21 protein-coding genes and 1 pseudogene are annotated in these 22,442 nt (G+C 44.3%); 8 read left to right on the top strand and 14 right to left on the bottom strand.

Annotation, left to right across the window (positions count from 1 at the left end):
- Genes nikB through AC5ELV_RS21790 form a run of 5 tightly spaced genes read left to right on the top strand, consistent with a single transcriptional unit; the run spans position 1 to position 4,752 of the window.
- Positions 1 to 945: a nickel ABC transporter permease gene (gene nikB, locus AC5ELV_RS21810; RefSeq protein ID WP_493431840.1), complete on the top strand. Its 945-nt coding sequence runs from the start codon at positions 1 to 3 to the stop codon at positions 943 to 945.
- Positions 942 to 1,796, top strand: a complete 855-nt coding sequence (nikC, locus tag AC5ELV_RS21805) for a nickel transporter permease (RefSeq protein WP_493431839.1) — start codon at positions 942 to 944, stop codon at positions 1,794 to 1,796. Before nikB ends, nikC begins: the two co-directional genes overlap by 4 nt.
- Before the next feature lie 7 nt (positions 1,797 to 1,803).
- Positions 1,804 to 2,640: an ABC transporter ATP-binding protein gene (locus AC5ELV_RS21800; RefSeq protein WP_493431838.1), complete on the top strand. Its 837-nt coding sequence runs from the start codon at positions 1,804 to 1,806 to the stop codon at positions 2,638 to 2,640.
- Entirely contained in the window at positions 2,633 to 3,475 is an 843-nt protein-coding gene (locus AC5ELV_RS21795; protein ID WP_493431837.1) for an ABC transporter ATP-binding protein, read from the top strand. The genes AC5ELV_RS21800 and AC5ELV_RS21795 overlap by 8 nt, the downstream gene beginning before the upstream one ends.
- Entirely contained in the window at positions 3,442 to 4,752 is a 1,311-nt protein-coding gene (locus AC5ELV_RS21790; RefSeq protein WP_493431836.1) for an MATE family efflux transporter, read from the top strand. Before AC5ELV_RS21795 ends, AC5ELV_RS21790 begins: the two co-directional genes overlap by 34 nt.
- Before the next feature lie 122 nt (positions 4,753 to 4,874).
- Here AC5ELV_RS21790 and katA read toward each other — a convergent pair whose 3' ends face one another.
- The 5 genes from katA to AC5ELV_RS21765 form a co-directional block, all read right to left on the bottom strand.
- Positions 4,875 to 6,332 (bottom strand): catalase KatA, encoded by a 1,458-nt coding sequence (katA, locus tag AC5ELV_RS21785; RefSeq protein ID WP_493431835.1) that lies wholly within the window; start codon positions 6,330 to 6,332, stop codon positions 4,875 to 4,877.
- Between the two features lie 290 nt (positions 6,333 to 6,622).
- Entirely contained in the window at positions 6,623 to 7,225 is a 603-nt protein-coding gene (gene cysC / locus AC5ELV_RS21780) for an adenylyl-sulfate kinase (protein ID WP_493431834.1), read from the bottom strand.
- Positions 7,226 to 7,285: 60 nt separating this feature from the next.
- A complete protein-coding gene (locus AC5ELV_RS21775; protein WP_493431833.1) occupies positions 7,286 to 8,185 on the bottom strand; it encodes a TIGR02452 family protein in 900 nt (299 codons plus the stop codon).
- 5 nt (positions 8,186 to 8,190) lie between these two features.
- A complete protein-coding gene (ybiA, locus tag AC5ELV_RS21770) occupies positions 8,191 to 8,673 on the bottom strand; it encodes a riboflavin biosynthesis intermediates N-glycosidase (protein ID WP_493431832.1) in 483 nt (160 codons plus the stop codon).
- A gap of 29 nt (positions 8,674 to 8,702) precedes the next feature.
- The gene (locus AC5ELV_RS21765; protein WP_493431831.1) at positions 8,703 to 9,608 is read right to left on the bottom strand and encodes an NUDIX hydrolase; all 906 of its coding nucleotides are present in this window, start codon (positions 9,606 to 9,608) and stop codon (positions 8,703 to 8,705) included.
- A gap of 291 nt (positions 9,609 to 9,899) precedes the next feature.
- Here AC5ELV_RS21765 and AC5ELV_RS21760 point away from each other — a divergent pair, with 291 nt between their 5' ends.
- Entirely contained in the window at positions 9,900 to 10,202 is a 303-nt protein-coding gene (locus tag AC5ELV_RS21760; protein WP_180984610.1) for a hypothetical protein, read from the top strand.
- Positions 10,203 to 10,312: 110 nt separating this feature from the next.
- Here AC5ELV_RS21760 and AC5ELV_RS21755 read toward each other — a convergent pair whose 3' ends face one another.
- Positions 10,313 to 11,371, bottom strand: coding sequence for a DUF1835 domain-containing protein (locus tag AC5ELV_RS21755; protein WP_493431830.1), 1,059 nt, complete (start codon positions 11,369 to 11,371; stop codon positions 10,313 to 10,315).
- Between the two features lie 136 nt (positions 11,372 to 11,507).
- Between AC5ELV_RS21755 and glsA the strand changes: the two genes are divergently transcribed.
- Complete coding sequence (gene glsA / locus AC5ELV_RS21750; RefSeq protein ID WP_493431829.1) at positions 11,508 to 12,446, top strand: glutaminase A; 939 nt, start codon at positions 11,508 to 11,510, stop codon at positions 12,444 to 12,446.
- Positions 12,447 to 12,519: 73 nt separating this feature from the next.
- On the opposite strand, the gene AC5ELV_RS21745 is transcribed toward glsA, so the two are convergent.
- Together AC5ELV_RS21745 and AC5ELV_RS21740 are read right to left on the bottom strand one after the other, a co-directional pair.
- Entirely contained in the window at positions 12,520 to 13,386 is an 867-nt protein-coding gene (locus AC5ELV_RS21745) for a VOC family protein (RefSeq protein WP_493431828.1), read from the bottom strand.
- 49 nt (positions 13,387 to 13,435) lie between these two features.
- Positions 13,436 to 13,849 (bottom strand): DoxX family protein, encoded by a 414-nt coding sequence (locus tag AC5ELV_RS21740; protein WP_342426216.1) that lies wholly within the window; start codon positions 13,847 to 13,849, stop codon positions 13,436 to 13,438.
- Positions 13,850 to 14,117: 268 nt separating this feature from the next.
- Between AC5ELV_RS21740 and AC5ELV_RS21735 the strand changes: the two genes are divergently transcribed.
- Entirely contained in the window at positions 14,118 to 14,657 is a 540-nt protein-coding gene (locus AC5ELV_RS21735; protein WP_493431827.1) for a helix-turn-helix domain-containing protein, read from the top strand.
- Between the two features lie 117 nt (positions 14,658 to 14,774).
- On the opposite strand, the gene AC5ELV_RS21730 is transcribed toward AC5ELV_RS21735, so the two are convergent.
- The 6 genes and pseudogenes from AC5ELV_RS21730 to AC5ELV_RS21705 form a co-directional block, all read right to left on the bottom strand.
- On the bottom strand, positions 14,775 to 15,779 hold the full coding sequence (locus AC5ELV_RS21730) for a stalk domain-containing protein (protein WP_493431826.1): 1,005 nt from the start codon (positions 15,777 to 15,779) through the stop codon (positions 14,775 to 14,777).
- Positions 15,780 to 15,820: 41 nt separating this feature from the next.
- A complete protein-coding gene (locus AC5ELV_RS21725) occupies positions 15,821 to 16,942 on the bottom strand; it encodes a phosphodiester glycosidase family protein (RefSeq protein WP_493431825.1) in 1,122 nt (373 codons plus the stop codon).
- Between the two features lie 220 nt (positions 16,943 to 17,162).
- On the bottom strand, positions 17,163 to 18,629 hold the full coding sequence (locus AC5ELV_RS21720) for a potassium/proton antiporter (protein WP_493431824.1): 1,467 nt from the start codon (positions 18,627 to 18,629) through the stop codon (positions 17,163 to 17,165).
- A 200-nt stretch (positions 18,630 to 18,829) separates the two neighbouring features.
- Positions 18,830 to 20,218 (bottom strand): class II fumarate hydratase, encoded by a 1,389-nt coding sequence (gene fumC / locus AC5ELV_RS21715; RefSeq protein ID WP_493431823.1) that lies wholly within the window; start codon positions 20,216 to 20,218, stop codon positions 18,830 to 18,832.
- Between the two features lie 165 nt (positions 20,219 to 20,383).
- Positions 20,384 to 20,761, bottom strand: a pseudogene (locus tag AC5ELV_RS21710) (alpha-isopropylmalate synthase regulatory domain-containing protein); the annotation flags it as partial.
- Positions 20,762 to 21,143: 382 nt separating this feature from the next.
- Positions 21,144 to 22,421: an MFS transporter gene (locus AC5ELV_RS21705; RefSeq protein ID WP_493431822.1), complete on the bottom strand. Its 1,278-nt coding sequence runs from the start codon at positions 22,419 to 22,421 to the stop codon at positions 21,144 to 21,146.
- Positions 22,422 to 22,442: the final 21 nt, after the last annotated feature.

Genomic DNA, 22,442 nt, shown 5'->3' with positions numbered 1-22,442 from the left:
ATGTTCAAATCCATCGCCAAAAAGTTTCTTGAACTGGTTTTGTTCTTTCTTATTCTTTCCTTTGTGAGCTTCTGTCTACTTAAGCTTGTTCCGGGCGATCCCGTCCGAAGCATTCTCCGAGTCGACGATGTAGCTGTGTCCAATCAGCAAATTATGGATATGCGCAGCCAACTGGGGCTGGATCAACCATTATCTGTGCAATATGGTAAGTGGTTGGTTCAGTTGCTTCAGTTTGATTTTGGACAATCTTATTTAACCCATCGTCCGGTATTCACAGAGTTTATGGAAAAACTGCCTTATACGCTGCTGCTGACCGGAGGCTCTCTGTTCATTATGCTGCTAATAGCTCTACCCTTGGGAACGATGGCTGCGCTCTACCGTAACCGCTGGATTGACAGAGCCAGTCGTGTGTTTGCCTTAATCGGCTCCTCGATTCCCAGCTTTTGGCTGGGGCTTTTGTTTATCGAATGGTTTGCAGTTAAATTGCGCATTTTGCCGTCTATGGGCGAAGGAACCGCTTACCATTTGGTACTCCCTTCTCTTACCTTGGGATTGGCAATGGCGGCCGTTTATGTACGAATGATTCGCGCAAGTCTGATTGAAAGCTCGGGGCAAGACTTTATCAAAGCGGCGCAAGCGCGTGGAATCAGCCCCATCCGCATTTTTTTCAGACACATGCTCCGTCACAGTCTAATTCCACTCATTACGGTATTCAGTGAGAGTATAGGTAGCCTACTGGGAGGCACAGTCGTGATTGAAGTGCTATTCGCCTATCCAGGGCTGGGCAAATGGATTGTGGATGCCATTGCTGCAAGGGATTACCCCATTATTCAGGGCTATACCGTATTTATGGCTGTGTTCATTGTATGTATCAATATTTTGGTAGAGCTGTCCTACCGTTGGGTCAATCCTGAAATCGCTTTGAAGGAGAAACGTTTATCATGATAAAATCCGTATATGCGGAAAACAGGCAGCTCACTAAAACGCGATTGTCCAAAACATGGATCGTGTCGCTCTCCATCCTGCTCATTCTTGCAGCAATTACAGTCCTTCCGTTTCTTGCTCCGCAAGACCCGTATCGTATCCAGATGGGGAATCGACTACAATCGATCAGCGCTACGCACTGGCTGGGAACCGATCATTTGGGCAGAGATGTACTATCGAGAGTGATAGCTGGACTTCGGACGACTGTCGGAACCAGTTTGTTGATTTTGGCCGTTTCGCTGGTTGTCGGGGTCCCTCTTGGTCTGCTTTCAGGATTTATTGGAGGCTGGATGGATCGTGTATTCAAACGGGTGGTCGATGCCTTCATGACATTACCTGATTATATTTTTGCCATTGTACTGAGCGGTTTGCTCGGACCAGGCTTAGTAAATCTTATTTTCGCGGTGACTGCGGTAAAATGGGTTGGTTATGCACGCCTGGTGCGTAGTACCGTTCTGGCTGAAAAGCAAAAGGATTATATTTCGTTATCCATACTGGCGGGTACCTCCTCCCTGCGGATTGTCATGCGGCATATTCTCCCCCATGCAATTGGGAATGTTCTTGTGCTGGCTACGCTGGATATCGGCAAAATCATTTTAATGATTGCCTCCCTATCTTTTTTGGGCTTAGGTCCACAGCCGCCAATTCCCGAATGGGGTACGATGCTGAATGAAGGACGAGCGTATTTTCAAATGGCTCCCCACCTGATGCTGGTTCCAGGGATAGCTGTCGTGCTAACCGTACTACTGGCGAACGTACTTGGAGACAAGCTGCGCGACCGTTATGATGTTAAGACCCGGACAGAGGAGTGAACTGCACATGCTAACTATTGAGGGCTTAACGATTCGGACCAATGCAAAAACGATTGTAAAGCAACTAGAGCTTGCCATTCGTCCGGGGGAATGGTGTGCTCTTGCAGGCGAAAGCGGTAGTGGTAAAAGCATGACGGCGTTCGCTATCGGCGGCCTTCTCCCCTCTTCTGTTACAGCGGAAGGAATTATTGCGTGGAAGGACAATAATTTGCTAGCTATATCCGCTAAACAAAGACGTTCTTTGCTTGGTAGTGAAATATCTTACATTTTTCAAGACTACCACGGGGCTTTCACTCCCTTTCTGCGTGTGGGCAGTCAACTGGACGAGCTGATGCGCGCCCATGGCAAACAAGATCGCAAGACGCGCAAGCAGCGCTGTATCGAGGTGCTGAAGCGCGTACAGCTTCCTGCGGAGCGTGTGTACCGCAGCTATCCGTTCCAACTCAGCGGCGGTCAATTGCAACGGGCAGCTATTGCGGCTGCACTACTACTGGAGCCGAAGTTGCTTATTGCCGACGAGCCTACAACCGCGCTGGATACGCTCACAGCTCATCGGGTGCTCCAGCTCATTGACCATATCCGGATGGAAACAGGTATTTCCGTCTTGTGGATCACTCACGACCTGCGTCATGTACGCAAGTATGCAGATCGAATCGCAGTGATGCACGAAGGTTCACTGGTTGAAACTGGTGAAACGCAAGCGGTGCTGAACCATCCGGCCCACCCGTATACTCGTCGTCTACTGGCGGCTATTCCGCCGCTGTCTCCGGGCGCTCCAGCACGTTTGCCTTACAACAGCACTGAAGAACAGAACGCATTGGAAAGGAGCGCTTTACATGAATAATCAAGCCGCCTACGTTCAGCAGCAAGACACGTCTAATGCTGTCGTGACCGTCTCCGATTTGACGAAGGCTTACGCTGGAGGTAAAACGGTGCTGCAAGATGTTGCTCTGTCGATCTCCCCCCGAGAATGTCTGGGTATCGTCGGGGAAAGCGGCAGTGGGAAAAGCACACTCGCTCGCTGTATTTTGACATTGGACCCGTTTGATCAAGGTGAGCTTAGACTAGATGGGCAGTCTGTCCGAGGGCTAAAGCGGAGCGAATTAAAGCGGATTCGCAGCAGGCTGGGTGCAGTATTTCAGCATCCATCTGCGGCTTTGAACCCCAGACTAACCATCCTGCAATCCCTACTGGAGCCGCTGGACCAGCTTAAGTGCTATGTTCCTTCCTTTATGGCGGGTATGTCCTCAGAACGCCGGGATATAGCAGAACATTTGCTTGAGATGGTAAAGCTTCCAGCCAGCTATCTGGACAAGTTTCCACATCAGCTCAGCGGTGGGGAAAAGCAGCGTGTAACCATCGCACGTGCCATCAGCACAGAGCCGGATTTTATCGTATTGGACGAGCCAACAGCAAGTCTGGATGTGACCACACAAGCCACCGTTTTGAATCTGCTCAAGGATTTGCAGGATGAGCTAGGACTGGCTTATCTGTTTATCTCACATGATCTGGCGGCTGTGCACTTTATGAGTGATCGAATCATGGTCATGAAAGAAGGCAGTGTGCTTGAGCATTTTCCCAAGGAAGCATTATTTCATTCGGATCGCCATCCCTACACACAATCACTACTGGAGGTTTTTTCAACATGTTGCCTTCCCACCGAGCCTATCTTGCTTTAGCTATCCCTTTAATTATTTCGACGATTACAACCCCGCTGCTCGGTGCGGTGGATACAGCTGTAATCGGTCATTTGAGCCATTCCGCGTATTTAGGCGGTGTAGCGGTGGGCACTCTTATTTTCAATACTTTATATTGGCTCTTTGGCTTCCTGCGAGTCAGCACATCAGCTTTCACGGCACAAGCCGCGGGGGCACAAAATAACGACCAGAGCATAGCTGCTCTCATGCGTCCACTGGCCATTGCTTTACTCATTGGTGCGGTATTCATTGTGTTACAAAAGCCCATTCTGCTAGCTTCTCTTCAGCTCATCCATCCGGCGCAGGATGTGGCGGCGCAGGCAGCAATTTATTTTAATATTCGTATTTGGGGAGCCCCTCTAACATTGGTGAACTATGTGCTGCTCGGCTGGCTGATGGGATTATCCCGTGTGAAGGCTACATTATTTTTACAAATTTCAATGAACGTAATCAATATGGTATTAGCTATTGTATTTACACAGATCATGCATTGGAATGTCACGGGTGTAGCAAGCGCTACTCTGATTGCGGAAGCTCTTGCATGTGTATTGGGTCTGGTCCTGGTGTTCCGCTCATCGATTTGGAAAGAAAGGAAGCAAAGCGGACAGATGAATTGGCGAGGTTGGTTTGGAGCTTCAGAGTTGAAAAGTGTCATGGCAACAAACCTTGATCTTATGATTCGTACAGCCTGTCTGCTGACGATGTTTAATCTGTTTACGGCGCGCAGTGCGAGCTTTGGAACCGATCAGTTGGCGGCGAACGCTATTTTGTTGCAGATCCATTACATTATGGCTTACTCTTTTGATGGGTTCGCCAACGCCAGTAGCATCATGACGGGTCAGGCTCGGGGCGCCGGGAATCGTAAAATGCTGCAAAGGGTTATTCACTTGTCCTGGTTCTGGACACTGGTGACCAGCGTAGTGACGGGAGGATTGTATTTCGCACTGAAAGAGCCGCTTATCTCGCTATTCACGGATAATGCTACAGTGATTAGCCTTACAGGCCCTTATAATGGATGGCTTGTGGTCTTTCCGTTGGCGGCTGGGCTGGGACTGGTATTCTACGGTGTGTTTACGGGAATGACGGTAACGTATCCCATTCGTAATTCTATGATGATTTCATTGCTCTGCTTTTTGATCGCTCTCTTCTGGTGCGTTCCCCATTATGGGAATCACGGTCTTTGGTTGTCCTTTATCGTGTTTGCACTAGGACGGTCACTGTTTCTTGTAATCTATTTACCTCGCTTGCAGAGGATATAGCAGCACCTGATTTACATCGCTCGCAAAAACAAAGGATGTCCCATCAACCATGTACGTGGTATTGGGACATCCTTTTATTATTTATTCATACGGGTTTATCAGATTAGAATTGCAAAATCCTTTTACTCGCCTTGTGGAACGGTCAAGTCCAAACCTTTGGCTACACGGCGTCCGTATTCAGGATCAGCCTTGTAGAAATGTCCGATCTGACGCAGTTTGATTTCATCACTTTCTACGGGCTTCATTGCATTCACGATGTTTCGGACCAGACGTGCACGCTCTTCTTCACTGAGCAAGCGGTATAGGTCCCCTGGCTGTGTGTAGTGATCATGATGATCGTAGGCTACACTTTGAGCTTCGCCAGACACTTCAAAAGGAGCAATTTTGTGCGCAGGTGATTCTTTGGGTCCACCGAGACTATTAGGCTCGTAATAAACAGATCCTCCGCCATTGCTGTCACTGCGTAATGCACCATCACGTTGGTAGTTGTGTACTTCCGCATGCGGACGGTTGATCGGCAACGAATTGTGATTTGCACCTACACGGTAGCGATGTGCATCGCCGTAGGCAAACAGGCGTCCTTGCAGCATTTTATCCGGAGATGCTTCAATACCAGGAACAAATGAACCCGGGGAGAATGTCGCCTGCTCTACCTCAGCAAAATAGTTCTCAGGATTGCGATTCAGCACCATGCGCCCTACCTCGATCAGCGGGTAATCCTTTTGAGACCATACTTTTGTCACATCAAATGGATCAAAGCGGTACGTATCTGCATCTTCTACCGGCATAATCTGCACATGAAGTTTCCATGCAGGAAAATCACCTTTTTTGATGGCATTAAACAAGTCTTCTGTATGATAATCCGGATTTTCACCGGCAATTTTCGCAGCCAACTCCACATCAAGATTTTGTACACCTTGCTCTGTTTTAAAATGATATTTCACCCATACTGCCTGTCCTTCGGCATTTACCCACTTGAACGTGTGACTACCGAACCCATGCATATGTCTAAGTGTAGCTGGAATACCGCGGTCAGACATAAGGATACTTACCTGATGCAGCGATTCAGGAGATAAGGACCAGAAATCCCAGACCGCATTCGGGTTTTTTAGATGGGTTTGGGGATGACGTTTTTGCGTATGAATAAAGTCAGGGAATTTGATGGCATCCCGAATAAAAAACACAGGTGTATTATTGCCCACGAGATCATAGTTGCCTTCTTCTGTATAAAACTTCACCGCAAAACCACGTGGGTCGCGTACAGTATCGGACGAACCCAGCTCGCCCGCCACAGTAGAAAAGCGAATAAACATCGGTGTACGCTTGCCTACCTCGGACAAGAAGCTTGCTTTTGTATATGCAGACAAATCATTAGTGACTTCAAAATATCCGTGCGCCCCTGCACCTTTTGCATGAACGACACGCTCCGGCACACGCTCCCGGTTAAAATGTGCCAATTTCTCCAGCAGATGCACATCCTGAATTAGTGCGGGACCCCGTGAGCCTGCTGTGATCGAATTTTGATTATCTCCAACAGGAGCGCCCCAGCTTGTAGTCAGGTTCGTTGGTTGGTTACTCATGATTGAAATCACCTCTTGAATGAATTGGTTGACTATGTGCCTTTCACTATAAATTGTGCACAAACAAAAATCAATACTTTTTTATAATTATTATAATTTAGGATTTAGAATTAGTTTAAAATCATAAATAAAAAAGCAAGCCCTATAAGGCTTGCCGTATATGCAGCACTGTATTTATTTACTAATAGGTATACTTCAATTTTCACATTCTGTAATGATTACTTTGATCACTTCTCGTAGTTTTGCCATTGAGGCTTTCAGACAATATTCATGTAGAATTCATCATAAAATCATAAAAGCAGTTGCTTCCTATCAAGAAAATCCAAGATATCCTGAACCGACTGGATTACCTCCCGGCCTTCAGTGAATACGATTAAATCCGGTTCCAGCGGTGCTTCATAGGGAGCATCAATCCCCGTAAAATGATGAATCTCTCCGGCACGCGCTTTCTTGTACATCCCTTTTGGATCGCGTCGCTCACATTCCTCCAGGCTGCACTGTATATACATCTCATAGCAACCTTCCTGCTGTAAAATCTCCTTTACCATTTCACGATCTTCACGATAAGGGGAAATGGTGGCGCAAATGGTTAGAACACCCGCATGTGCCATTAGCTTTGCAACTTCAGCAATACGGCGGATATTTTCTTTACGATCAGCGGGCAGGAAACCTAGATTCCGATTTAAACCATGCCGAACATTATCCCCATCCAAAATAAACGTGTGTATGCCTCGTGCGTATAACGCTTTTTCAAGTGTGGAGGATACCGTTGATTTTCCCGAACCAGACAGCCCCGTGAACCAAAGCACTGGACTTTTATGTCCATTCAGAAGCTGACGCGCTTGCTTATCAACATCGGACACATGCCAAGTAATATTCGAAGATGGATTCATTCAGCACCTTCCTTTTTCATGAGATAATATAGTAAACATTTTTTATGCACAGCTCCAGCTTCAGGATAGAACACTTCTAAAACTGTTTAAAGTACGTTGCTCTGCTTTATGATCCAACACTGCAAAAATAATCCGGTCAAACAACAGACCATATCCTTCATCTACAAGCACTTGCTTGAACCAGAGGGCAACCTCTTCCGGCTTATTGCGGAATACCCCGCAACCATAGGCTCCCAGCACAAAATGTTCTACGCCGTTTTGCTTAGCCATTCCAAGAATGTAACGGATCCGCTCCAGCATAACTTCACCGATTCGATTCACCTGCTCTGGCTCCCGTTCTCGCACAACTCCAGCATTTACAGCAGGTGCAGTCAGGAAATCGACTTGATACGGCTTCTCTAACAAAGTCCCCTGATCATCCCGAAATACCGGAACTTCAGGCGAATAAATCATATAATCTGAATAAAAACAGCTCCGCTGCTTCCGATTATGTCCATACATCTCTTCCATTTGTGAAATGCAAGGATACAACGCTGACGAACGAGCCAAGCTTTCTTCTTGAGCCTGGCTGCCTCCGAGAAATCCACCTCCCGGGTTTTTAGCTGATGCAAAATTCAAACACGCCACGTGGGTCAGCTTCTCCTCTACCTGGAGTCTGTATGCCGCCTGTAACGTACTTTCTCCCGTAACTTCCAATTTTGCAATGATCCTCTGTTCGTCTATGCGGGAAGAAGGCTCCAATATACTTTTTATTCTTTGCTCTGCCTCTTGTTTTACAGCTACCAGCTGAGAAGGTGTATATAACTTCGAGCCTGTGACCGCATTCCCTATTTCTTTTGTCATATTTACTTGAGCCTGTTTGATATTCGTATAATACCCTTTTTCCAAAATGGATAGTGTCTCCTGCGCCATATGTGATCGAGCATCCCGATTGCTCCGGGAATTCATTGTATTTTTCATGGTGACTATTCCTCCTTTTGCAATACATCCTCACGTAAATTCGTTAATATTTCTCCTAGCCAGTTTGTGCCACGCCATAGTTTGCGGTTCCGTATACGAGCATCGCTTTCAGCTAAGCCTACACCCCAAATGGTGTCGGTCGGACTAGCCTCAACCAGAGTGGTTCCTTTCGTTTTAAGCAGGTGTTTGAGCAAATTCGGATTTTGTGTAAACTTGGCGTAATTACCGTCATACACAAATTGCCGACAATTGCCTTCCCACAAGGATTGGTCAAATCCGCGCACACTGCGGCCGCGAGCTTTTTGCTCCCTTGGGGTAGGGGCTTGCATAATTTTTAGGGCCGCCTCTTCATCCCCAAAAAGCTGTGCTTTTTTTAACATCATATATTGCTCGGCGCAGTTAAACTCCAATCCATCCACGACAAAATCAGAAGGATACCATTGTGAGAATGGCGAATGACTGCGATAAAAAAATGTAAACTTTTCCATGAAGATTCCTCATTTCATTTTCCTTTAAGCTACATAAAACGCGACCGAGGCTTAAATCGGTATAACTTGGACGGACGATGTCCGGCCGCCTTTCTATACTCATTGGTTTCTTCCACAAGATCAGCTATTTTGCGACGAAAAGCTGCAGCTAACAGCTCCTTACCTAGAATAATTTCATACACCTGCTGAAGCTCACTCAGTGTAAATAGAGCTGGCATCAGGTGAAACGCGATATCTGTGTATTCTATTTTGCTGCGCAGACGTTCTATACCGTACGCAATGATTTTGGCATGATCAAAAGCAATTCCTAGTGACTCCAGCACTTCTCGCTTGATTTCAATGGTTTTTCCCTTAAGAATTTCAGTTATTTTTACTTTGGCTGACAGATGAATGTCCCCATGCTTCAATGTGATATCAATGTCTTGTTCCCATGTGTAACCTTCCGGCTGATTCGTCCGCGTCTCCTGAGCTACGCTGTAATCCAGCTCAAACCATTGGGCATCAGCGGCATCATCCCCAGCCTGCACCTCCAAGGAATCGTGGTCCACCAATGCCATGTAAGCGCAGCTGATTACCCGCATACGAGGATCACGTGCCACATCTCCCCAAGTATATAGCTGCTCCATATAAATCTGATCCACATTTGTTTCCGTTTTAAGCTCGCGTCGTGCAGCTTCTTCCAGACTTTCATGTATGCCTACAAAACCACCCGGCAACGCCCATTGCCCTATATAGGGATGCTCCCCTCTTTGGATCAAAAGAAGCTGAAGGGTCTTCTCCGGCAGCTTCCGGTAATTTTGTTGGAGCTGATCCATTACCGTAAATAGCAGCATATCTACCGTTACGGATGGGCGCTCATATTCATTCGCATCATACAGAGCCAAGAACTCCTCTTCCGTCAAGTCACTTTGATTATGTTCCGATCCATCTGTCACTTGCGTCACCTACCTATTCATATATGGGTATTTCACCGCTTTTGAGTCAAAAGTGGCGAATGATCTAAGTATTTTTAATTCGAATGAATTGATAAAAACAAAATGTTAATATCACCACAATAATATATAAAAAGCGCCTCGTCAACAGGGTGTATAGACCTATTTTTAATCATGTGATAGTACTACTAGACTGTTTACTGAATTTTGCTTGTTGCTTATTGTCATATCATGTATGATGTTTTGGTCAATATAGGAAACACAACATACTAAACACGTAGGGAGAAGATCTAATTGTCTAACCAGTTTAATCCGCAATACAATCAACAAGGAGCACCATCCAGACCAGCCCCTGTTTATCCGCCTCCTGTATCATTCAAGGAGTGGATGATCAGTTTACTTTTGATGGCTATACCGGTAGTTGGACTTATTATGCTGTTTGTGTGGGCATTTAGTGGCTCGACTAATCCGAGCAAAGCTAACTATGCTAAAGCAGGTCTTCTTTGGGCCGCTATTGTAATTGTGATCTATATCATTATGGCTGTTGCTCTGTTGCCTGCTATCATAAGCTCATTGAATTCAAGCAGCTACTATTGATTCCAAGTACATAGCAAAATAACCTTCCGATGGAATAACCTGATACATCAGAAGGTCCTTAAACTAAACTGCCGACCCCGTCGGCAGTTTTTATTTGAGCACTTTTCGCTTTACTCCTTTATTCTCACAGCATAACGATTCATCATTCCCGGCATCCCCTGAAAATCAAGTTTGCCATGAGAAATCAAATATTGAATCCGGTATTCCCAAAAAGTATCACTTCTTGGCTGCGACCACTGCGTTAAAGCTTGACCTATTATTTTTCCGGTGTTCACAAATTCTAAATTATCCGCTAACTGTATCCTGCTAATCATATCCAGCAAGGCCTGATCCAAATAATCCTCCGACACATGAACAATACGGTCATTGTCCCATAATCTCAGGACACTATCTTGCTCGCTAAGCTCCAACCACTCTCGTTCGTATCGACGTCGGTCTTCCATACACACCACATAAAGTTCATGTTCATTTCGCTTAATGAACCGTTCAATTTCTTTTGAATGCACCACGCCCATGGATAAAGGGAACGGACTCTCGTTATATAAATGATCATCCGGCTCCCGCTCCAAGGTATCCGTGACATTAATGACCCGTATAGGTGCAGCTCTTTTGCGCAAGAGATATAATACAAAGCGCAATCCGACCTGCTCGTCAGCATTAGAGCCACACCAGATCGTGATCGATTTATTATCTGGGATTTCACTTAGGGTAACCATCATCTGTTCAATACGGTGCTCCCAATCGGCGTAATGGAAAAACTCATAATGCATCATCCGTTCAGCCAACCAGTTGTGACGGTTTTCTTGACCTTCTAATGTTTCCAACCTCCACAATGGTCCTATGGAAAACTGATCATTAAAAGACAGCACGATACTCTCAAGCCGTAATCCTGCACCCGAAAGTCCTACCTTCATCGAGCCTGCGGCAGACTGAGAAAACAATAGATGCACATGCCTCTCCCGGGTGCGTTCATGCTCCAGACGCTCATTTCGGCTCGTTTCCACATCATTTGCCCACTGCTCCAATATAGGATTAGCCCATTCAGGATTTTTGTCTGATAAGGCTGCAGCCTGCTCCAGTACACTACGTACAAAACCTCTAAGTTTTCGACCCTTAAAAACCTCATCGTAGTCTTCATCAAAATTCGGTTCATTATGAGATAACAACAAGTCACTACCTCCTCTTATCTAAATTCAATTCAAACTTGTCTTTCGACCAGAAATATCTTTAGAATAGGCGTATAGCTATCACTTCTTACTCTACAATAAAATACCACAGATTGGTTACTCGACTGGAGGAAAAGAAATGACATCGGAGTGGCAGAGATTACAGACCAAACTGCCGGAATGGGTAGAACAAAGCCGTCATGAGTATATTCATGGCAAGGTAGCAGCATATATTCCCGAACTGTCCAAAGCCCCGGCCGACGCGCTGGGTGTTGTTGTGATGAATGGTGCGGGCGAGACCGTGGTAGCCGGGGATACGGAGCTCCAATTTACGATGCAAAGCATCTCAAAGGTATTTACGCTCATTCTGGCCTTGATGGATAATGGAGAGGACGTTGTCTTCTCTAAAGTGGGTATGGAGCCTACCGGAGACCGTTTTAATTCCATGCTAAAGCTAGAACTAGTTGAGCCAGGTATTCCATTTAACCCACTGATTAACGCCGGAGCAATCGCAGTCTCCTCTCTGATTCGCGGGAACAGTCCAGAAGAGAGATTTGCCCGTGTTCTCCAATTTTTCCGCCTGCTTACCCACAATGACACATTGGAATATGATCAGGATGTCTACGATTCAGAATCAGCTACAGGCCATTTGAACCGTTCCCTTGCTTATTTTCTAATGGAAAAAGGAATTTTAAGAGGTCATGTGGAGGATGTGCTTGAAGTTTATTTCAGACATTGTGCTGTCAAATTGAACTGTACAGATTTAGCCCGTATGGGACTCGTACTAGCCTACAACGGCCGTGATCCGGTCACAGGTATACCGCTGATTCCCCGCCGCTATGTACAGATCGCCAAAACATTTATGACGACATGTGGCATGTATGACGCCTCAGGGGAATTCGCCATTCAAGTCGGACTACCTGCCAAAAGCGGCGTATCAGGCAGTATTATGACGATGGTACCTGGACGATACGGCATCGGGCTAGTTGGACCTTCTCTGAACCGTATGGGCAACAGTACAGCCGGTGTACACTTGCTGGAGACGATTTCTCGGGATTTGGACTGGAGCTTGTTCTAAGTGTACGAAAAAAAGGGTATTCCCAGCCTTTACGGCTTATAGGAATACCTTTTTTTGCTACGTGCCTTCTATGTTACGAGATTTGACCGTTAATTAGTTTAATGCGAATACGGAACGGATCAGCTACATACTTGGCGCCATCGCGTTCTTGCACTTCATAGCCTGCTGCCTTTAAACGAGCGACGATGGCATCCAATTCATTCTGATCCGGTACGATCAATTCAAAATAATCCAATCCTGCAGCGTGCTCAGGAGCTGGTGGGGCTCCTTCACCTGCCCATATATTCAAGCCCATATGGTGGTGGTAACCACCTGCGGAAACGAACAAGGCTGAAGAGCCATACCGACACGTAATGTCAAAGCCAAGCACATCGCAATAAAATTGCTGTGCTTTGAGCAAATTAGACACATGGAAGTGGACGTGCCCGATTACCGTTCCCTGCGGCAGTCCCTGCCAAGGTAAATTTTCAGAAATTGCAATCAGGTCTTCTGCATCCACAGGGTCTGTTCCCATCATGTAAAATCCATCTGCATCTTTTTTCCACTGATCCCGAGGACGATCCGCATAGATCTCAATCCCGTTATTATCGGGATCATGGATGTATAGTGCTTCACTTACATCATGGTCTCCCTGTCCGATTTCAATCTCATGAGCTAGCAGATTACGTAAAGACAGGCCCAGAGCTACACGGTTTGGTAGAAGAATAGCAAAGTGATATAACCCGGCAGCAGATTGACGCGGCAGAATAACTGCATTTTCAATATAGTTAAGGATCAGTAGCGCATGCTTTCCATCGACAGTCAATTCAGCGGTATCCGCTGTTTGACGCAGAAGCTTTAAACCAACGACCTCAGTGTAAAATTGAATAGAGCGCTCCAAGTTACTAACTTTTAATGAAACCTGCCCTATTTTAGTGTTGTCATGAATATGTGCTGTCATGAGATTTCCCTCTTTCTACATGGATTGGAGGACTAAAGCTGAAATGAAATTATTGTTCGGTTGACTCACGACGGCTGAACAAAGAATCCAGAGACAAGCGAGTCGTTGGTGCAAATACCAGATGAAGAGCTACCAGAATAAAAGCAATATCTAGTTCATAGCCAGCGCCTTGACCATTCCCCATCAACCCGCCGGACAATTTTGCTGTAAAAATGGCGCCGATCAAAACAATTACAAATAGCCCAGATACATAGCGAGTAAGCAATCCAAGAATCAATGCAATCCCGCCGACCAACTCAATCACCGCAACGACATAACCTAAAAATCCTGGAACGCCAATGCTGGAAAACCAGCCTGCCACATTACCCAACCCCATTTGGAATTTAGCAATTCCGTGTGCTAAAAACAAAATTCCAAGCGCCACCCGCATAATTGTAGAAATGTTTCTGCTTGCTGAACTCATGTTTATCTCTCCATTCTGTTTGTTTATTACACTCCTACAAGTGCATATGAATAATTAATTTATATTACTAATAATTTGGTTAAAAAAATAATCTATCTGAATCTCTGCCGCAACACATTAGTGTGAATCAAACTCGAATTATTAGTAATAGAAATAATTATTTTGTAATGTGAATTTATCATAGGAAACTGTAGTCTGTCAACAAATTATTTGGTATGATAAATATTAAATTAGTATACATTATATTCCCTTAAAGGAGGAACGCTCTATGGGTATAGGATGCAACATACGCGCCGCTCGTAAACGTAAAAATTTATCCATCCAGCAAATATGCGAACGAACTGGACTATCGCAAGGGTTTATGAGTCAAGTAGAAAATAATAAAACCTCCCCTTCCATCGCTACATTAGATAGTATCGCTAATGCGCTGAACGTACCTCTCGCTTTTCTGCTTCTTAAAGAAGAGGAACGCATGCAAGTGATTCGCAAGGACGAGCGCCGTAAAACCTTATATGGTAAAAACAAGCTCCAGGTCGATCATTTGGGGGGTCAGGGTAACGTCAAAATGATGCTCGTTGAAATGCCGCCAGGCTCGTCTACAGAAGAGGAGCATGCTCATGGGGGGGATGAGATTCATTTTATCTTGGAAGGCACGGTATACGTGGAGCAAGGCGAGGATTCAGCTACTTTGGAAGCAGGAGATTCCTTTAGCTGGAGGGCAGCTATCCCCCATTATGCCAAAAATGTAGGAGAAAACAACGCGCGTATTCTGATCTCCGTGTTTCTCGAGGCAGATAATGACGCTTAATAAAAGTTTGAGCACATCACAATATCAATTACCCATGTCATCAAAAAAAGCGTGTACCGGGAAGTTAAATTAACTTCAACGATACACGCTTTTTTTGGAGTAGCTGCTTAATTTATCTTATTCCGTCGCCTGCTGGGCATCTGTACGCGATTCCCACGGCAGCTTGAAGGTTTTCATAATTTGTTTGGTATTAGCCGGGAGTCCAGTTATCGGATCACCAGTAGTACCCAGCAGCTCTTCTTTTTTATCCGTAGTAATACGCCCATAGAAAGTGGTACTGCTGTCTCCCCATCCTGTAATGAACTCGTAGATCAGCGGCTTATTTATTTTCGGATAAGTTCCCCACTGATTTTTGGCTTTATTCTCCAAAAAACGCCCCAGCGGGTCGTATTCCATTGTAAATTCTTTATCAAAGGGAGCTCCCACATACCCTTCATAGGTAACAATCGGAAAACCGTCCTTCACTTCAACCAGACTCAGCACATCCCCGTTCACTGTAAAATACCGCAATGCTTCGCCTTGGGGGAACATATAGACACTGGACAGCAGCTCAGTGTTAGGACGATGTGCTTCTATATAAGGATGGACAGAATGTCTTTCTAAGTGGATTAACGCTTCGCGTGCTGCCACGAGATCTCCCTCATATATTTGTTCTTTTAGTTTACCGTAAATCGGTGGCTGGATCTGAATCTGTGTATTTGTCTTCTCCAACGTATAACCTAAATCAAGCGATACATCTCTAAGAGGCACATATACGTCTTTACCTACAACCTCAAAGGTAAGCTGCTGCTTGTTCTTACGTAATCGCTCCTTAAGAACTAAGGGATCTGCCCACTTTTGCAGCGTGACCTGCTTTTTTTTAGCATCCCAATGGTAGCTTGCACCTACAGCTTCAGCGAAAGGTTTAAGTGGTACCATGAGCTTACCGTCGATCAATAGAGATTTGGTCTTGTTGTTTAAAGGTTGACCGTTTATAACAATATCTATGAACTGCGTTGAATGAGACGCTATGGCACCCTGTTCAGCAGCTTCGGCAACCGCTTGATGCATTGTGGTAAAGAGTAAGGATAGCATTATCGAGGCGACAAACAATCGCTGAAATCCTGCTCGTTTTAGCTTCATCATCAGTCTCCGTTCACTTAATGAACTTGTTCATTCCTGATCTATCTCTTTTTGGCTGCGTCGATGTCTCCAGGATTCAGACCTTCCCATATGTTTGGGATACTAACGGTCTCTGGATGCTCAAATACGAGAAATGCAGTCGGCAAATACCGCTCTCCGTATTCAGAAGAAGGCTTGTTCACAATGGCATTATCCTTGACGAGCACCGTTGAAGAACCTCCATCCAGATTAGCACCGATAACCGCTCCATGTTTAAGCAAAATATTTTGCATATCATACAAGTTGGCACCAATACTGTACCCAGGCTGACGACCGTCGATGGTCACGAATATAATGGCCCCGTCTGCCCTTTGCCCCATTGCGGTACGGGGAGCAATTCCCCACCCCTCGCTTGCATTGCGAATTAAACCTTTCCCATTCACGATTAGGCGTGGTTGAAAAGTGACCGCTTCTTGAACATTCATTTTGGACAACTCGGACAACGAATAGTGACCGGCTATCATTTTTCCCTGTTTATCAATACCTACAATTTGAACAGAGGCATTTTTACCCATATCATTGTAGTATATCTCACCCTGGGAAATGACAACGCCAATCGGTTTAAAACCATTCCCATTCCAGTTGGGGTCCGCAAAGCCACCGCCATTTACGCCAGCAACAGCCCCTAAACGCTCGACCATGCTAGATACCCTTTCTCCCCGGCCGACCTTGGCAGGAACCCCAAGCCTAATTTTAGTGGGGTCATGCACCGTCATAACATAGCCATGATAGTTACGGCCCGATACCTCTTCCACTTCAACCAGCGGCGTTTGCTGTACTTTGGTCGGTATCAGATCAGGTAGATTGATTGTATGTCTGTCTTTTTCCTCACCCATCGCTTCAAAACGGGCCGAATATTCAGCCACACGTTTTTTCGCCTCCGCTTCACCGATGAAGTACTTCGCCCAGTGACGATGTTGGGTCGTGATCAGCGTATCCGCAGCCAAATAGCGCATGTCCTTGCCAGATGACGTTAAGAACAACCACGCACCACCTCCTATTCCTGCTACCAGGAATACAATAAATAGTCGCAGTATAAAGCGACCGAATTTTCCTTTTCGTTTCTTTTTTCTATTTTTCTGCCTGCGAGCTGCTGCACGCTGTGGCAAGACTTCCGGTTTCATTCATCATCTCTCCTGTTATTGGTGACTTCTATCTTATTCATCACTATTGCCCATCAAATGATCCGTAACGATAGGCAGCGACATCTAACGACAATATCATAAACTAATTTTGTAGAATGATAGTATCAATTTTTTAACAGATTCATCCACTCTGAAAAAAATACAGGAAAAAGTCCTCCACATGAATGTGAAGGACTGTACTTAAGGGGACTATATCTTCTTACGGAGTAGCCTCCGGTTCGAGCAGCATGAACAGTTCTTTCATCTGCTGTCGCTTGAGTTTAGGGCTAAGCACATACAATGTATCACCAGGTTCAATCACCGTTGTACCTCGCGGGGCAATAATTTGCTCGTTCCGAATAATAGCTGTGAATAAAATGTCATCAGGCAGCTGTATATCCTGAATCGCTTTGCCGGCTATCGACATCCCTTTTTGTACCTGTATATGGTTAATCTCCGAAGTGGTTTTTCCCAGAGAAACTAATTCCAGCAGTGAAGGAGACGACGTCTCGTTAGGGTCCATCAAACCAAGCTTCACCGCTAGCCACGAAATAGTGGTACCTTGAATAATCGCAGAAGTGAGCACGACGAAAAATACAACGTTAAAAAACAAGGGTCCTACATCCATCTCATCCAGTAAAGGATAGGTTGCTAGTACAATAGGTACCGCCCCCCGCAGTCCTGCCCAGGATAACAGTGTCTTCTCGCGCACAGAGTACCTGGAAAAAAGCAAGCTTAGGAACACGCCTATTGGACGAGCCACGAGCATGAGGATGAAGGAGAGCGCCAAGCTTTGCCACGCAATGCCCAGCAATTGATCGGGAAAGACCAATAGCCCGAGTAGAACAAACATCATAATCTGCACCATCCAGGCGAAGCCATTGTTAAAATGAATAATGGATCGCTTGTAGGTCAAGTCGGAATTTCCCAAGACAATGGCCATGACATAAACCGCCAGCAATCCGCTTGCCTCCAGTAACGATGCCGCCGCATACGTCAAGACCGCAAATGCCAGCGCCATCACAGGATACAAACCAGATGAATCAAAATTCATTTTATTAATCGCATATACACCTATGCGTCCGAGTACAAAACCAACGACTAAACCGAAACCCATTTCCCATAAAAATAACAAGATATGTATCCAAATGGATTGCTCAGGGTGATGTATCAGCTCAATCAATGTTACCGTGAGAAATACAGCCATCGGGTCATTACTGCCGGATTCTGCTTCGAGCGTTGAGGTAATTCGTTTTTTGATGTTTTTACCTCCTAGAACGGAAAACACGGCCGCCGCATCGGTAGATCCGACAATAGCACCAAACAGCATGGATTCCATCCAGCTTACGCCTAAAATAAACTTGGCGCATACGCCAATGACTACGGTCGTAATGATGACCCCTAACGTTGATAATGACATTGCAGGTCGAATAACTGGCTTAACATCTGCAAACTTTGTCTGCATCCCGCCTTCAAACAAGATTACAATGAGCGCGAGAATGCCAACTAGCTGTGTGATAAAGGCATTATCAAAATAAATAAACTGACTGAGCACCATACCTACGGCAATAAACAAAACGAGCGCAGGCATACCGAAACGGCTGGAAAATTTGGTAGTCAGCACACCGACCAGCAGCAAGCCGGACAGCAAAAGCACAATAAAATTAATAATGGTTGTCTGTTCCATACGGCTTCTCCTATCTTGAAAATAGATGTTCAATTTTTCGCCTTTTATCTATATACCCTCAAATCACACAGAATACTAATCCTAAATAAAAAATTATATAATAAAATCAAAAAATCCAGCTCATGGTTTGTGCTAAATCGCACTCCATGAGCTGGTTTGTATATTTTTTATAAGGCTTAAGCAGAGACAATCGTCGTGCTTTAGGCTTTAGGATGAATCATATGCGCAGGTACAACATATTGATCGAATTGTTCTTCAGTCAACAGTCCGCTGCGGAGTGCCGCTTCTTTTAAAGACAGTCCTTCTGCATGTGCAAGTTTGGCGATTTTAGCGGCATTTTCATATCCGATATGTGGATTCAATGCCGTCACCAGCATCAGTGAATTATTCAAATTGTGCTCAATCTTCGTGAGATCAGGCTCGATGCCAACGGCACAGTTGTCATTAAAAGCAATGATGGAATCGGCCAGCAGATGAACAGACTGCAAAAAATTGTATATGATTACTGGCTTAAACACGTTCAGTTCAAAATTACCCTGACTTGCTGCAAAGCCGATAGCTGCATCATTACCCATGACTTGTGTAACGACCATCGTCAGTGCTTCACTCTGGGTCGGATTCACCTTGCCGGGCATGATGGAGCTACCTGGCTCGTTAGCAGGAATCGTGATTTCGCCCAAGCCGCTACGCGGACCACTTGCCAGCCAACGAACATCATTGGCGATTTTCATCAAATCGGCAGCGAGCGCTTTGACTGCTCCATGTACGGCCACCACTTCATCGTGGCTGGTCAGTGCATGGAATTTATTGGGTGCGGAAGTGAATGTTTTGCCAGTGAAACTGGAAATTTCCGCTGAGGTTCGGGAGCCAAACTCTGGATGAGCATTAATTCCAGTCCCCACCGCTGTACCGCCAATCGCCAGCTCCTTCATGTATTGAACCGTATCGATGATAATTCGCTTGCTCTTGTCCAGCATGGCATACCAGCCGCTTATTTCCTGGCCCAGCGTAAGCGGTGTCGCATCTTGTAAATGGGTTCGTCCAATTTTTATAATATCCTTGAATTGCTCTGACTTCTGCCGAAAAGTCTCTTTCAGCTTATCAATGGCAGGTAACAAACGGTCCTCCACTGCAATGACACCCGCTACATGAAGCGCCGTAGGAAACGTATCATTTGAGCTTTGCGACATGTTTACATCGTCATTGGGATGCAGCTTCGTATCTTTTCCCTGCTCTTGTAACCATTGGCTTCCCAGATGAGCAATCACTTCATTCACATTCATATTGGACTGCGTACCGCTCCCTGTCTGCCATACAACCAACGGGAAATGATCATCAACCCGCCCTGCGAGAATTTCGTCCGCTGCATAAATAATAGCGTCCTGCTTCTCCTGTGATAGCTTACCCAGCTTATAGTTACTGATCGCCGCACTCTTTTTAAGCACCGCGAACGCCTGTATGACCTCTAATGGCATTTTCTCCGAGCCAATCGGGAAATTTTCCTTGCTGCGCTGTGTTTGCGCTCCCCACAGACGGTCTGCCGGTACCTTGATTTCGCCCAACGTATCCTTTTCGATGCGGTAGTTCAACTCATTTCCTCCTCTTGGCCTATGTAATTCAGACAAAATATGGTGCTCTCTCTTTGCCTATTATACATTAAATTTCAAATGTTATCATTTATTTTGCAAGCGCTTTTTTACGATGAGGCCGGAGGAGGCGGAGGGAAAATTCATGTACAAGCCTGGCCACTAGGATCAACCAAGGGTGATATTGCCTTTGGCATGGACTTCTTTTCTGTCCAGTAGCTTGTTCAGCGCATCGATGTAAGCTTTGGCGCTAGCTTCCAAAATATCAGTACTTGTGCCTCTTCCCAGTGCTGTGTATTCACCTTGCCTCAAAATGGCGTGTACTTCCCCCAACGCATCTTTGCCATATGTTACAGATTGGATCGAATAATCCTCCAACTCCACCTCTTCACCACTGGCCTTGTCTATAGCATGGAAAATCGCGTCTACAGAACCGTTACCCATTGCTACTTCATCAATTGCTGTCCCATCTTGTTTACCCAATCGAATGGATGCGACTGGAACCGACTGATTACCATAAGACACCTGAATGGAATCCAATGTGTAATATACAGATAAACACCCAGGAATGAAGCATGCAATTGAATTACGAAAAACAACAGATAAAACTGTAAAGGAAATTTGCACTATTACAGGGGTTAGTCAGGCAGCGTTTTATCGCAAGATAAAGGAAATAGAGGAAAAAGGGGTATAATAACTGGGGATTATTTTATATGTGGCCTCTCAATCCCCGAATCGTTTCCGTACCCCTCTTAGGAATGAACTACAGGCATTGAACGAATATATTTCATAACCAGTTATCTCCTTACCATTGTTAAATATTATTTTACTATCCAAAGGAATAATATAAATGGGTATGTTGGAAAGCTGATTAACTAACCTGCCAATGACCGATCTGTCTGAAAAATCCCTTCAGTTTCACTCAGTACTAGTATCCTTTTGCTGTATTAATATTGTTTGATATGAATCCTTTTGTAATCACAGTCGCTAATAAAAAAATAAAACAAATATTTATATTAAATATAATAACTAATTTACTAAATAATGCTACACCAATACTCATACCGATAAAATTGCATAAATTATAAACACCAATACTTATTTTCTTGGATTCTTTCAGTTCCAAATCTAATAAATTATTTAAAGCAACTTGTACAACAGAAAAGGCAATGAAGCAACAAACACTTGTTAAAATGTATACTATACCTATTTTTGAGTTAAAAATACTAATTAAATAACCTATGAAAAAAATATATAATCCTATTCTATAGAATTTTTTCACATTTTTATTAGTCATATTCTTCCCAATCCCTATACTTGCAGACCCTCCTATTAAAGCACTTATAAAAAATAGGATTCCAGACTGTATGGGATTAAAAATATAAGAAAAAATATAAGAGAGAAGAAAAACATTTGCTCCTAGCAAAAAAAATAACAAAAAACTAAGACTAGTTATTCTAACAAAAATTGTATTATTGAATATTTTTTTATCAATAATTGGGTAAGAAACGGTATTGATATGGCGAATAAATAATAGTAAAAATACACCACACAAAACAATAAAAAGAAAATTAATGTTCAAGGCACATAATAAAAAGAGAATACATAATAATAAATAAAACGTCCCTAACCAATCAAATGGAGTCTTATTTTCTACCTTAGTTTCTGGAAAAGTAAAATATAAAATCGGTATAAAAATTATTGCACAACTCATAATTAAAAATAACATGTGCCAATCCGTTAAGGATAGAATAATACCACTCAGTAAAGGTCCTAAACCTGATCCTAAAGCCATAGCAAAGCTTATAAAAGCAAGACCTATCGGTAATAATGCTCGATCAAGTACATCTATAATTGCAACCATTGTCAGTGAAATAAAGGCAGCCCCTCCAACTCCTTGTGTAATTCTACATAATACAAGTAGATAAAAATGATCCATAAAAAAGCCCAAAATAGAGAAGAGAACAAAGATAACTAAAGCAAATAGATATAGTTTTTTTAATTGAATGCTTTCAGCAAGCTTACTGTATACTATTGAACCTACTGTGACCATAATTGAATACCCTAGGATAAACCAACTGCTAAAAGATATAGAAATATTTAAGTCTTTAGCAATTGGTACGAGAGCTAAATTAAAAAAGAAACTATTCATTACTCCGAGTAATACAGTGCTTAGTAAACAAAACAATATAATCTTATTCTTCAAAGACAAACCCTCCGTTTAACT

This window comes from Paenibacillus sp. NMA1017 (assembly GCF_058895805.1).
This window is presented reverse-complemented; position numbering and strand designations above follow the sequence as displayed.